Raw genomic sequence first — 12,768 nt, 5'->3', positions numbered from 1 at the left:
GGAGCCCAGGGAGAACGACGGAGAAATCTCCTGCCTCCCCGCCGATGAGTTTTCGTGCGTCCCAGGGTCTGCATCTCGAGACCGATCGAGGACTGCGTCGACAGACCGATGCTCTTCGGGCCCCGCGGACGCACCCTGAGAGCTACGGAAGCGCCGCGAGAGACCTCGAAGACCTCAAGATCTCGAAGACCTCGAAAACCGACAGCAGGCACGAGAGAACGACGCGGATGGGCGGACCGACATGACGAGCAAGAACCGCACCGACCAATGGGCCGGGCCGGCCATCGAGACCGCGGGTCTGGTGAAGACCTTCGGCGACAACCGCGCCGTCGACGGCGTGGACCTGCGCATCGAGGCCGGCACCGTGTACGGCCTGCTCGGTCCGAACGGAGCCGGCAAGACGACGACCGTGCGCATGCTGGCGACCCTGCTGCGCCCCGACGGCGGCGAGGCCCACGTCTTCGGCCACGACGTCGTACGGGAGGCGGACGCCGTACGGACCAGGGTGAGCCTGACCGGGCAGTACGCCTCGGTGGACGAGGACCTGACGGGCACGGAGAACCTCGTGCTGCTGGCGCGGCTGACGGGCCACAGCAAGAAGGCCTCGTACGACCGGGCGGCCCAGCTCCTCGACGCCTTCGGTCTGTCGGAGGCGGCGGCCCGCCAGGTGAAGAACTACTCGGGCGGCATGCGGCGCCGTATCGACATCGCCGCGTCCATCCTCAACACCCCCGACCTGCTGTTCCTGGACGAGCCGACGACGGGCCTTGACCCGCGCAGCCGCAACCAGGTGTGGGAGATCGTGCGGGCGGTCGTCGCCCAGGGGACCACGGTCCTGCTCACCACCCAGTACCTGGACGAGGCCGACCAGTTGGCGGCCCGGATCGCCGTCATCGACAAGGGCAAGGTCATCGCCGAGGGCACCAAGGGCGAGCTGAAGGCGTCGGTGGGCGCGGGAGCCGTGCACGTACGGCTGCGGGACGCGCACCAGCGGCCGGACGCCGAGCGGCTGCTGAGGCAGGCCCTCGACGCGGACGTCCAGCTTGAGCCGGACCCGGTGGCACTGACGGCCCGGGTCGGCAACGGCTCCTCGAACGGGGCCGGGGCCGCCGAGAAGGCGTCCCGTGCCCTCGCCGAGCTGGCCCACGCGGGCATCACCGTCGACAACTTCTCCCTGGGCCAGCCGAGTCTCGACGAGGTGTTCCTCGCCCTCACCGGCAAGTCCGACCACGCAGAGACCTCACCCCAGCCGCCGACGAAGCAGGCACAGCAGCAGACGAAAGAGGCCACGGCATGAGCACCGCGACCAAGCCCACCAACGGCACAGACACCGCCGACCTCGCGCCGGTCAGTACCGAGAGCCTGGCCGCGCTGCTCGTCGCCACCGAGCGCCCGCCGCGGCCGAACGCGATCCGGACGTCCCTCACCTTCGGCTGGCGCGCGATGCTCAAGATCAAGCACGTGCCCGAGCAGCTCTTCGACGTGACGGCGTTCCCGATCATGCTGGTGCTGATGTACACGTATCTGTTCGGCGGGGCCCTGGCGGGCTCCCCGCGCGAGTACATCCAGTACCTGCTGCCCGGCATCCTCGTCATGTCCGTCACCATGATCACGATGTACACGGGTCTCGCGGTCAACATCGACATCGAGAAGGGTGTCTTCGACCGCTTCCGCTCGCTGCCCATCTGGCGTCCGTCGACGCTGGTCGGCTATCTGCTCGGGGACGCCCTGCGCTACGCGATGGCGTCGGTCGTGATGCTGTCGGTGGGCCTGATCATGGGCTTCCGCCCGGACGGCGGCTTCCAGGGAGTGCTCGGAGGGGTGGTCCTCCTGCTGATCTTCTCCTTCGCCTTCTCCTGGGTGTGGACGATGTTCGGCCTGCTGCTGCGCACGGAGAAGTCGGTGATGGGCGTCAGCATGATGATCCTTTTCCCGCTGACCTTCCTGAGCGACATCTTCGTCCGCCCCGAGACGATGCCGGGCTGGCTGCAGGCCTTCGTCAACAACAACCCGATCACGCATCTGTCCTCGGCGGTGCGCGGTCTGATGGACGGCTCCTGGCCGACCGCGGAGATCGCGTGGTCGCTGGGCTGGGCCGGACTGTTGGTCGCGGTCTTCGGCCCGGTGACGATGCGGCTCTACAACCGCAAGTAGCGCGGTTCCACCACCACACGCTCTCCCGGGGGCCCGTTGTCCCCCGGAAGAACGCAATCCAGGCCCGGATGCAGTCACCCCGGCCGTGCCCCGATGGCGGAGGTCACGGCCGGGGTTCTTCCTTGAGGGGTGCGGAAAGTCCTCTCGGCGGTGCTGATCGTGCTCGCCTGCGTCCTCGTGCCGCTGGGCGGGCTTTCGGCATGGGCGAAGTACGAGATCGGCGACACCGGACGGTACGTCGACACGATGGCGCCCCTCGCCGCCGGGCCCGACGTCCAGAGCGCGATCGCCGACTCGGTCACCGACGGCGTCATGAACCAGATCGAGGTCGGACCGCTGGAGAGCGAGGTCCGCGCGTACGTGCGCAGGGCGGTGCGGTCCTTCACCGGTACGGAGGCCTTCCGCGCGGCCTGGAACACGGCGAACCGGGCCGCGCACGACGCCGTCCTGCGGGCCCTGCGCAGCAGCCGCGAGGGCGCCGTCACGCTCGACCTGGCACCCGTCACCCAGCAGCTGAAGTCCCAGCTGTCCTACGACCGGGTGCCGTTGGCGAACCGCATCCCCATCGAGCACACCGAGGTCACTGTCCTTGAGGCCCAGGAGCTGAGCACGCTCCGAAAGGGGTTCCACGTGCTGGAGATCGCGGGCTTCTGGCTCCCGCTCGCGGCGGTCGCCCTGGCCGTCAGCGGCATCCTGCTGGCCGTACGCCGCCGCCAGGCCGTCACGGCCACGGCACTCGGCATGGCCCTGGGCGCAGCCCTGCTGGCCCTCGCCACGGTCATCGGCCGCGCCCTGACGCTCGCCGACCTCCCCACCCATGTCTCCCGGGCGGCGGCGGGCACCGTCTACGACGCCCTGACCTCAACCCTTCGCACGGCCACCTGGTTCATCCTGGCCCTTGGCCTCACCGTCGCCGCCACGACCTGGCTCATGGACCACCACGCGCGACGTCGCGAAGCGTCCGCAGCGCCTGCCCCAGCGCCGGCACCGGAACCGACGCGAGCCCGAGCCTGACGGCGTCCGGCGCCGCCTGCGCCCCCACCGCGAAGACGGGCCCCGGCGTGATCGCGATCCCGCGCGCCGCCGCGGCCGCCGTGAAGGTGTCGGCGCGCCACGGCGACGGCAGCTCCCACCAGGCGTAGTACGCGGACGGGTCGGCGCGTACGGCGAATCCGTCGAGCAGTTCCGCGACGACCCGCTGCCGCCGGGCGGCGTCCGCGCGCCGGTCGGCGACCAGCCGGTCCACGACCCCGTCCTGGATCCACCGCGTCCCCGCCTCCAGCGCGAACCGTCCCGCCGTCCACCCGCCCGACCGCAGCGCCCCGGCCGCCGCCTCGACGCGCCCCTCGGGCACGACGAGAAACCCGACGGTGAGCCCGGGCGCGACCCGCTTGGACAGCCCGTCGACGACATGGACGCGCTCGGGGGCGTACGCGGCGAACGGCACGCCCTCCTCGTGCAGGAACGACCAGATCCGGTCCTCCACGACCGGCAGTCCCAACTCCCGAACCACCTCCGCGAGTTCACGCTTGCGCGCGTCCCCCATCGTGGCCGAGGTGGGGTTGTGCAGGGTCGGCTGGACGTAGAGGGCGGAGAGCGGCGCGGAGCGGTGGGCGGCGGCGACGGCCCCGGGCAGCAGCCCTTCCCCGTCCGTCTCCAGCGGTACGAGCACGCACCCGATCCGCGCCGCGATCTCCTTGACCAGCGGATACGTCAGTGCCTCGACCCCCACCCGCCCGCCGGGCCGTACCAGCGAGGCGAGCGCGCCCGCGATGGCCTGCCGTGCGTTCCCGGCGAAGAGCAGCTGCTCCGGGTGGGGCCGCCACCCCGATCCGGCCAGCAGCCCGGCGGCGGCCTCGCGCGCGGCGGCGGTCCCGGTGGCGGGAACCGCACGGGTCACCTCCCCCAGCACATCGGGCCGCAACAGCGGCACGAGTCCGCCGGCCAGCAGCTCCGACTGCCCTTCCACGGACGGGTAGTTGAGCTCCAGATTGACGACCGCCGTGGTCGCCGGCTCGGCGAGGGCCCGCCCCGACGGCACCGGCGCCGCCCGTACGAAGGTGCCGCGCCCGACCTCCCCGACGACCAGGCCCCGGCGCACCAACTCCCCGTACACGCGCCCGGCGGTGGACCCCGCGATGCGCCGCCGCTTCGCGAACACCCGCTGCGGCGGCAGCCGTTCACCGGCCTTCAGCCGCCCCGTGAGGATCTCCTCGGCCAGCCGGTCGGCGATCCGCCGATAGTCCTCCACGCCCACCCCTCCCTGGATTGCACCGAGAGCAAAGATCTTATTGCACCGAGGAGTTCCCTGAATCTAGGGTCCTGAACATGGCTCCCTTCCTCCTGTACGAGGACAAAGGCGCGCATGCCTCAACCTCCGTGCCCCTTGTCCTGATCCACGGCCACCCCTTCGACCGCACCATGTGGGCCCCGCAGATCGCCGCCTTCTCCCCGGACCGCCGGGTGATCGCCCCCGACCTGCGCGGCTACGGCAGGTCCCCGGTGGTGCCCGGGGTGACCGCGCTCGCCACATTCGCGGAGGACATCTCGGCCCTCCTCGACGACCTGGGCGTACGCGAGTTCGCGCTGGCAGGGCTCTCCATGGGCGGCCAGATCGTCATGGAGTGCTACCGGCAGTTCCCCGAGCGCGTCCGGGCGCTGGTCCTGGCGGACACGTTCCCGGCGGCCGAGACCCCGGCCGGCAAGAAGTCCCGCAACGACATGGCCGACCGCCTGCTCCGCGAGGGCATGCGGCCGTACGCCGACGAGGTCCTGCACAGGATGGTGGCCCCGTACGCCCACCCGGACGTGGCGGCCCACGTGCACCGCATGATGACCTCCACGTCCCCCGAGGGCGCGGCGGCCGCCCTGCGGGGGCGGGCGGAACGCCCCGACTACCGCGAACTGCTGACCCGCGTCACCGTTCCGACGCTGGTGGTGGTCGGCGAGGACGACGAGTACACGCCTGTGGCGGACGCGCGGGACATGCACGCGGGGATCCCGGGCTCCGCGCTCCGGGTCGTCCCGCGAGCGGCCCACATGCCGAACCTGGAACAGCCGGAGCAGTTCAACGCGGCTCTGGCCGCGCTTCTGCGTCGTCTTTGAGTACGGGGAAGGGGGGTTGAAGGAACAGGGGCGCAGCCCGTTCTTTCAGGGGCGCGGGGAACTGCGCGACCAGCCCAAGCGGACCCGCACCCGGCAGCAGCCCTGAACCGTCCCCCCACATCCCCCGTCTTTAAGGGAGGATCCAGCAAACGGAAGGGGGCGAATTTGCGCAGCGCAACGGCTGAGACGGACGAGTGGACGGACGACGTCCCGGTGTCACGCCACGGCGGAAGCCGGGCCGGCGCCTGGTTCGCCGCACTCCTGCTCGCCGGCGTGAGCACAGTCGTCGGGTGCCGCATCGCGGACACCGACGGCATCACCCCCGTACCGCAACTGCTCGCGTTCCTGCCCTGGCTCCTCGCCCCCACCACCGTCGCCCTCCTCTTCGCCGCCCTCACCCGCTGGCGCCTCGGGCTCGTCTGGAGCGTGGCCGTGCTCGCCGCGCTCGCCTGGTACATCGAGCCGTACGGAAAGACGTCGCAGCCCAAGGGCGCCCCGGTCGCCGAACTCCGCGTACTCACCTCGAACGTCGAGTTCGGCCAGGCCACGGACGAACTCATCGACGCGATCAGGGACCAGCGCCCCGACCTCGTCTTCGTCCAGGAATGCGAGTACGGGTGCGAGGAGAAGCTGGAGCAGGCCTTCGGAAAGGACACGGGGAGCAAGGGGGACAACACAGGCGGGGAGGCCGGGGAGGACACCGGGAGCGGTGCCGTGGGCAAGGGGTCCTATCCCTATCGGCAGGTGGTGGAAGGCGCGGGCTCCGACGGTTCGGTGATCCTCAGCCGCCATCCCCTCAAGCCGGCCGCGGGCATCCCCGCGACGATGGGCATGCCCGGTGCCACGGCCGATGTGAAGGGCCACGAGATCAGGCTCCAACTGGCCCATCCCATGCCGCCGCTGCCGACGCACCTGTCCACCTGGCGCGAGGAACTGTCCGACCTCCGCGACTACGCGGCGGCGCACCGCACCCGCCCCACCGTCCTCGCGGGCGACTTCAACGCCTCCCAGGACCACGCGGCCTTCCGCCGGATCCTGGACGTCGGCTTCGGGGACGCCGCCCGCCTCACAGGCGACGCCCGCACGCCGAGCTGGCCGGCCAGAACGGCCCCGCCCCTCGGCGCCCAGATCGACCACGTCCTCGTGTCCCGGGACTTCTCGGCGAACAGGGCCCGCTTCCTGGACTTCGGAGACACGGACCACCGGGCGCTCGTCGTGGACCTGACCCTCTTCAAGAGCACGTAGGGGCAGGGGTGGCGACACGGTCGGGAAAAGGCGACGTGGGCCGCCCCTGTGCAGGAGGGACGGCCCACGTCAGTGGGGGGTGGGTGGTACATCCAGGGGGACCTACCGGTCCTGGTTCACCTTCGCCAGTGCCTTCGCGAGGCCGTTGACCCACAGCTGGTCGACGCGGGCCCGCTCGGCCGCGTTCGGGTTCGCGTTCGTGCAGGACGTGCCGGGGCCGCCGCCCGACATCAGCTCGCTGCAGGGCCCGGTGTAGTGGTCGGGGAGACCGAGCACGTGCCCGGTCTCGTGGGCGGTCACGCGCGTGGAGTCGTACTGCTCGTTCTGCGCGTAGTCGAGGAAGATGTAGCCGCTGCCGTGCCCGTCCGTGGAGGCGTAGGAACCGCGGGAGTCGTTGCCCTCGCGGTACGTGAAGTCGGCGTTGGAGCCGGACTGGAGCTTCACGTTCGAGACGGAGCTGTTCCAGATCTGGGTGCTGCGGGCTATCTCGGCGCTGAAGGAGGGCGCGGAGGAGGCGTTGTAGACGACGGTGACGGCGGCGGCCTTCGGGTTCGCGGCACGCTTCTCGGCCACGGACTTCAGCACCGCGTCGAAGAAGGCCTTGTTCGCCTTGGCCTCCTCGCCGGAACCGTTGTAACCCGCGAAGGGGGCGGCCGGGGCGACGGGCGCGGGTGCCGCGGAGGCCGGGACGGCCCCGAGCACGGCGGCCGTGAGACCGAGCCCGACCGCGGCCGAGAGAACGGGTGTGGACAGACGGGTGGACAGTCGCATCGATGACTCCTTGAGTGGGGGGTGAAGTCGTCATCGGTGAGTGTCTGTGTCTGTGGGGCAGCTGTGATGATGGCAATCGGAGATAGGACGCAGCTATCACCCGGTCGGAAACAATCATCAATGGTCGATCATTGATCACTTACCGATCAGTATCCGACCCAACTCGCCCCCTTCGGTTGGGGTTTGTGCGTCTGGTGCGGCTCGTGCGACCGTCCTAGGCTCACCGCATGGAGCTCGAGGTGAGGCACCTCCGCGCACTGTGCGCCATCGCCGACACCGGCAGCCTGCACCGGGCGGCCCGGCAACTCGGCGTGGCCCAGCCCTCGTTGAGCACCCAGCTCAAGCGCATAGAGCAGGAGCTCGGCGGCCCGCTCTTCCTCCGCGAACGCACCGGCTGCCGGCCGACCCCGCTCGGCCGCATCGTCCTGGGCCGCGCCCGCCCGCTGGTGGCCGAAATGCGTGCCCTGGTCGCGGAGGCGCGGGCCGCCGCGAAGGACGACGACGGTCCCCAGCTCCGGATCGGCTCCACCGCGAGCCGCGCCCTCGCGGGGTGGCTGCGACGGCTTCGCGCGCGGCAGCGGGAGCCGGTCCTGCAGATGGACGTCTCCCCGAACGCGCTGCTGCGCATGCTCGCCGACGGCCGCCTCGACGTCGCCTACGTGCACGAGGTGGAGGGCTGTCCGCTGCGGGTGCCGGAAGGGCTCGCCATGCGCGTCCTGGTCGAACGCGAGCCGCAGTTCGTCTCCCTGCCCGCCGACCATCCGGCGGCCGCGCGCTCGGAGGTTCAGCTCTCCGACCTGGCCGAGGACCGCTGGATGATCGATCCCACGGTGGACGGCGAGTGGGACGCGGTGCACCGGATGCTGCGGGCGGCGGGGCTCAATCCCCGTGTGCTGCACGGGGATTACCACACGGCCGCGTCACTCGTCTCGACCGGTGAGGTCGTCACGGTGTGCCAGCCGACGTGTCAGCCCGGGCCGGCGATGGCCGTCCGGCGGATTCAGGGGGATCCGCTGGGTGTGCGGCTTTTGCTCGCGGCGCGTACGGAGGGGGAGTTGGACTCTGTTTTTCCCGGGCTGTGGGAGGCGTACTCGGAGGTTGCCCGGGAGGCGCCGGGGTATCGGGAGTGGCTGGATCGGGTGGGTGTTTGAGGTGCGGTCGTGTGTCGGGTGCGGGCCCGGTGGGGGCTGGTCGCGCAGTTCCCCGCGCCCCTGAAAGACAAAAGCACCAGGGGGTGCCCTCTTCTTGGAGAGGGCACCCCCTGGTGTGGGTCAGGTGCCGATGTCGCAGCCGTCCTTGCGCCAGACCGCTACCACTGCCGGGCGGACGATCTTGCCGGGGCCGTCGGGCCAGATGCTGGCGGGGTTCTCGACGGTCGCGCCGGTGATCTCGCCCGGGTGCTGGACCGCCACGAGGACGCGGCGGTCCTGGACGATGGGGCCGCAGGTCTCGGCGCCCTTCGGCACGGTGAGGAACTGCTTCAGTTCACCGCGGCGGTCGCCCTTCGTGGCCACGCCGAACAGGCCGTCGTGGGAGCCGAGCTGGGCGCCGTCGGTGGAGATCCACAGGTTGCCGTGCGGGTCGAAGGCCACGTTGTCGGGGCAGGAGATCTGGCTGACCTTGTCCTTCGGGAAGCCCGCGAAGTACGTGGCCGGGTCCTTCGGGTCGCCCGCGACGAGGAACAGCGACCAGGCGAAGGTCAGGGCGTCGGCACGGTTGCGGCGCTCGGTGAGTTCCAGGACGTGCCCGTGCTTGTTGGCGTTGCGCGGGTTGGCCTCGTCCGCCTTGGCGTTCGAACCGACACCGCGGTTGGTGTTGTTGGTGAGGGCGACGTAGACCTTGCCGCTGTGCGGCGAGGGCTGGATGTCCTCGGGGCGGTCCATCTTCGTGGCGCCGACCTTGTCACCGACGAGGCGCGTGAAGACGTACACCTCCTCGGCGGTCATGCCCTCGACGTGCGAGACGGCGCCCTTGGCGGTGGCGGTGGCCAGCGGGATCCACGTACCGCTGCCGTCGAACTCACCGTCCGCCGGGAGCTTGCCCGTGCCGTCGATCTCGGTCGCCGGGGAGTCGCCGGTGAGCTTGGCGACGTAGAGGGTGCCCTCGTCGAGGAGGGTCAGGTTGTGCTCGCGGGCGGAGCGGCTGTTGCCGTGGCGCATCCGCTTGCTGCCGACGAACTTGTACATGTAGTCGAAGCGCTCGTCGTCACCGGAGTAGGCGACCGGGCGGCCGTCGTCCGTGAGACGGATGGTCGCGCCCTCGTGCTTGAACCGGCCGAGCGCGGTGCGCTTGCGGGGCGTCGAGGTGGGGTCGTACGGGTCCAGCTCGACGATGTAGCCGAAGCGGTGCACCTCGTTCGGCTCCTGGGCGACGTCGAAGCGCTTGTCGAAACGCTCCCACTTGCGCTCGGTGGCGCCGGTGCCGATGCCGTAGCGCGCGTCCGTGGGACGGCTCGCGTTGGCGAAGTACTGGTTGAAGTTCTCCTCGCCGTGCAGCGTCGTGCCCCAGGGGGTCTGGCCGCCGGCGCAGTTGTTGAGCGTGCCGAGGACCTTCTTGCCGGTCGGGTCGGCGGAGGTCTTGAGGAGGTTCGAGCCGGCCGCCGGGCCGGTGACCCGGAACTCGGTGGTCGCGGTGACGCGGCGGTTGAGGTGGTGGCGGGGTACGGCGGTGAGCCTGCCGCTCTTCCGGTCCTCCTCGACCACGACGACGCCCAGACCGTGGGCGGCCCAGGCGATCTCCGCCTGCTCGCGGGTGGGGTTGGCGGGGTCGTATCCCTTGAACATCAGGACTTCGTCCGTGTACTCGTGGTTCGCCACGAGCAGTTGGCGGCCGCGCTCGCCCGGCAGCGGGAGCAGGGCGAGGAAGTCGCAGTTGTAGCCGAACTGGCCCGCCTGCGCCTTGGCGGTCTGCTTGTCCGGGTCGAAGGCCGGGGCGCCTCGCAGGATGGGCTCGCCCCAGCGGATGACGACGTTCTGGCCGTAGCCCTCCGGGACGGTCACGGCGTCGGCGGTGTTCGGCGCGACGGGGGTGAAGCGGAGGCCGCGGGCAGCCTTGCCGCCGGCGAAGGCGGCGGGCGTGCCCTCGGGGGCCTGGGCGGCGGCGGGGGTCGCGCCCGCACCGACGACCGCGCCCCCGGCGGCGGCGGTGACGGTCACGGCGGCTGCCGCGCGCATCATGGAACGGCGGCTGAGCGCTCCGGCGATGACGTCGCCGACGTATTCGTTGGCGCTGGTGTTGGGCGCCGGGTGAAAGCAGGCGTCACCACAGCGGTACCGACAGGTCATCTCGGACCGGCCGCCCGGGTGTGAGCCGGTCGAGCCGATCAACGGCAGCAGGTTGCGCACGTTCCCTCCCCTATGTCTGTGTCCGGCGTGACGCTATGGGCACGCACGTTCGCGGGCGCAGCCATGAGGTGAACGAGGGGTGAACCCCCGCCGTCCGCAGGGGGGTCGAGGCAAAGGGGAGGTAAGGGGAACCTAACTTGGAGGCCATAATCGACCCTGCCCAAGATCTCCAAATCCTGCGGCTAACCTTACGTGTCCGTCCTGGCCAGGGATTGACGGAACCAACTCATGCGAAGGGTTGCGCACATGGGCATTCTCACCCGCCTGCGGAATGCGTTCGGAAAGTCACGCAAGGGGGACGCTGCCGCTGCTGCCGCCACCCCTGCCGCCGAGCCGAGCGTGCCGGCGGCCCGACAGGAGACGGCTCCCGAGCCGGTGCCTACGGCGGCCGAGCCGAACTCACCGGCTGAGCCGGCTCAGCCGGAGGCCACGGTGCCGGCCCCCGCCACCGAGCCCAAGGCCTCAGTGGTGGAGGACCTGGTTTCGGCGGCCTTCGACAATGTGACGGTCCCGAAGCAGGCGTCTCCGACGACAGAACCGGAAACCAAGCCCGAGCCTGCCAAGAAGGCCAAGACCGAGCCGGTGACAGAGGCCGAGCCGGCAGCAGAGCCGGTGGTTGAGGCAGAGCCGGTGGCAGAGCAGACGGCTGCGGCGGAGCCGGTCGCCGAGACCGAGCCGGCGGCCAAGGCTGAGCCGGTTGTGGAAGCCGAGCCCGAGCCGGTTGTCGAGGCCGAGGCCGAGCCCGTCGTGGAAGCCAAGGCCGAGCCCGTGGCCGAGGCCGTCGTCGAACCCGAGCCGGTCGTCGAGCCCGAGGCCGAGGTGAAGCCCGAGCCCGTGGTCGACGCCGAGCCGGAGGCCAAGGTCGAGGCCAAGGTCGAGGCCGAGCCCGAGCCCGTCGCCGCCGACGTGACCCCGGAGCCCGAGCCGGTCGTCGAGCCCGAACCCGAGCCCGTGGTTGCCGAGGCCGTCCCCGCACCCGAGCCCGTGGTTGCCGAGGTCACCCCCGAGGCCGAGCCCGTCACCGCGCAGGCGGACGAGCCCGCGGCCGCCGACGGTGATGAGGACCCACAGGGGCCACTCGCAGTCGACGACGAGAGCGTCACGAGTGGTGCGGGTGGGAAATCCGAAGCGGACGAAGGCGAAGCCGAGTCCGCAGGGCCGGCACCCGAGCCCACCATGGAGCCCATCACGGAGCCCATCGCCGCCGACGGCGGTCAGGCCCCACAAGGGCCACTCGCAGCCGGCGACGAAAGCGTCACGGGCGGTGCGGGTGGGAAAACCGACGCGGACGAAGGCGAAGCCGAGTCCGGGGAGGCGGCCCCCGCCACCACCCTCACCCAGGTCAAGGCCCACGCCCCCGGCCTACTCACGGCCTACAACGCCGCCACCTCGACCCTCGAAAAGCACAACCTCACCGGCACCCGTGCCAAGGTCTACCTCGTCCTCGACCGCTCCGCGAGCATGCGCCCGTACTACAAGGACGGCTCCGCCCAGGCCCTCGGCGAGCAGACCCTCGCCCTGGCCGCCCACCTGGACCCCACCGCCACGGTCCACGTCGTCTTCTTCTCCACCGAACTGGACGGCACCGGCGAACTCGCCCTCCCCGACCACGAGAACAAGATCGACGAACTCCACGCGGGCCTCGGCCGCATGGGACGTACGAGCTACCACGCCGCCGTACAGGAAGTCCTCACCCACCACGAGAAGTCGGACGCCCCCACGGCCCCGGCCCTCGTGATCTTCCAGACGGACGGCGCCCCGGACGCCAAGACCCCCGCGACCCAGTCCCTCACGGACGCGGCCAAGAACCACCCCGGCGTCTTCTTCTCCTTCATCGCGTTCGGCGAGCAGGACAACAAGGCCTTCGACTACCTCCGCAAGCTCAAGACGGACAACACCGCGTTCTTCCACGCGGGCCCGACCCCGCGCGAGCTCACGGACACGGAGGTCTACGAGGGCGTACTGGCGAACTGGCGCCCGTAGCCCCACAGGAACGCACCAAGGAACGCACCAAGGAACGCACCCAGGAACACCCAGCAGCATCCACCGGGCCGCCCGCTTCCCACCCCTTAAAAGGGGGAGCGGGCGGCCCACCCATGTCGGCTACGATTTCAAGGTTCGTAAGACGGTCGACGATCGAAGCATCACC

10 protein-coding genes are annotated in these 12,768 nt (G+C 70.8%); 7 read left to right on the top strand and 3 right to left on the bottom strand.

Features of this window, described 5'->3' with window-relative positions; genetic code table 11:
- Positions 1-241: 241 nt before the first annotated feature.
- The 3 genes from QF035_RS27095 (at position 242) to QF035_RS27085 (ending at position 3,168) form a co-directional block, all read left to right on the top strand.
- Positions 242-1,297 carry an ATP-binding cassette domain-containing protein gene (locus QF035_RS27095; RefSeq protein ID WP_307523187.1) on the top strand — a complete coding sequence of 352 codons (1,056 nt, stop codon included), beginning with the start codon at positions 242-244 and terminating at the stop codon, positions 1,295-1,297.
- A complete protein-coding gene (locus tag QF035_RS27090; protein WP_307523186.1) occupies positions 1,294-2,154 on the top strand; it encodes an ABC transporter permease in 861 nt (286 codons plus the stop codon). Before QF035_RS27095 ends, QF035_RS27090 begins: the two co-directional genes overlap by 4 nt.
- Before the next feature lie 129 nt (positions 2,155-2,283).
- On the top strand, positions 2,284-3,168 hold the full coding sequence (locus tag QF035_RS27085) for a hypothetical protein (protein WP_307523185.1): 885 nt from the start codon (positions 2,284-2,286) through the stop codon (positions 3,166-3,168).
- Here QF035_RS27085 and QF035_RS27080 read toward each other — a convergent pair.
- Complete coding sequence (locus QF035_RS27080; RefSeq protein WP_307523184.1) at positions 3,083-4,405, bottom strand: aminotransferase-like domain-containing protein; 1,323 nt, start codon at positions 4,403-4,405, stop codon at positions 3,083-3,085. The genes QF035_RS27085 and QF035_RS27080 overlap by 86 nt on opposite strands.
- Positions 4,406-4,482: 77 nt before the next feature.
- Here QF035_RS27080 and QF035_RS27075 point away from each other — a divergent pair, with 77 nt between their 5' ends.
- Together QF035_RS27075 and QF035_RS27070 are read left to right on the top strand one after the other, a co-directional pair.
- Positions 4,483-5,259 carry an alpha/beta fold hydrolase gene (locus tag QF035_RS27075; protein ID WP_307523183.1) on the top strand — a complete coding sequence of 259 codons (777 nt, stop codon included), beginning with the start codon at positions 4,483-4,485 and terminating at the stop codon, positions 5,257-5,259.
- Positions 5,260-5,424: 165 nt separating this feature from the next.
- On the top strand, positions 5,425-6,504 hold the full coding sequence (locus QF035_RS27070) for an endonuclease/exonuclease/phosphatase family protein (protein ID WP_373466727.1): 1,080 nt from the start codon (positions 5,425-5,427) through the stop codon (positions 6,502-6,504).
- Between the two features lie 102 nt (positions 6,505-6,606).
- Here QF035_RS27070 and snpA read toward each other — a convergent pair whose 3' ends face one another.
- A complete protein-coding gene (snpA, locus tag QF035_RS27065; RefSeq protein ID WP_307523182.1) occupies positions 6,607-7,275 on the bottom strand; it encodes a snapalysin in 669 nt (222 codons plus the stop codon).
- A 227-nt stretch (positions 7,276-7,502) separates the two neighbouring features.
- Here snpA and QF035_RS27060 point away from each other — a divergent pair, with 227 nt between their 5' ends.
- Entirely contained in the window at positions 7,503-8,426 is a 924-nt protein-coding gene (locus QF035_RS27060; protein WP_307523181.1) for a LysR family transcriptional regulator, read from the top strand.
- Between the two features lie 120 nt (positions 8,427-8,546).
- On the opposite strand, the gene QF035_RS27055 is transcribed toward QF035_RS27060, so the two are convergent.
- Positions 8,547-10,619, bottom strand: coding sequence for a PhoX family protein (locus QF035_RS27055; RefSeq protein WP_307523180.1), 2,073 nt, complete (start codon positions 10,617-10,619; stop codon positions 8,547-8,549).
- A 246-nt stretch (positions 10,620-10,865) separates the two neighbouring features.
- On the opposite strand from QF035_RS27055, the gene QF035_RS27050 reads away from it, so the two are divergent.
- Complete coding sequence (locus QF035_RS27050) at positions 10,866-12,602, top strand: VWA domain-containing protein (protein WP_307523179.1); 1,737 nt, start codon at positions 10,866-10,868, stop codon at positions 12,600-12,602.
- Positions 12,603-12,768: the final 166 nt, after the last annotated feature.

Origin of the sequence: Streptomyces umbrinus, assembly GCF_030817415.1 — a bacterium.
GTDB lineage: Bacteria > Actinomycetota > Actinomycetes > Streptomycetales > Streptomycetaceae > Streptomyces > Streptomyces umbrinus_A.
Note: the sequence above shows the minus strand (reverse complement) of the source record. Positions and strands in the feature narration are given on the sequence as shown.

Excerpts from the sequence above, each read along its gene's own strand:
- QF035_RS27095 (WP_307523187.1), top strand. The coding sequence starts at position 242 with ATGACGAGCAAGAACCGCACCGACCAATGGGCCGGGCCGGCCATCGAG.
- QF035_RS27090 (WP_307523186.1), top strand. The coding sequence starts at position 1,294 with ATGAGCACCGCGACCAAGCCCACCAACGGCACAGACACCGCCGACCTC.
- QF035_RS27075 (WP_307523183.1), top strand. The coding sequence starts at position 4,483 with ATGGCTCCCTTCCTCCTGTACGAGGACAAAGGCGCGCATGCCTCAACC.
- snpA (WP_307523182.1), bottom strand. The coding sequence starts at position 7,275 with ATGCGACTGTCCACCCGTCTGTCCACACCCGTTCTCTCGGCCGCGGTC.
- QF035_RS27060 (WP_307523181.1), top strand. The coding sequence starts at position 7,503 with ATGGAGCTCGAGGTGAGGCACCTCCGCGCACTGTGCGCCATCGCCGAC.
- QF035_RS27050 (WP_307523179.1), top strand. The coding sequence starts at position 10,866 with ATGGGCATTCTCACCCGCCTGCGGAATGCGTTCGGAAAGTCACGCAAG.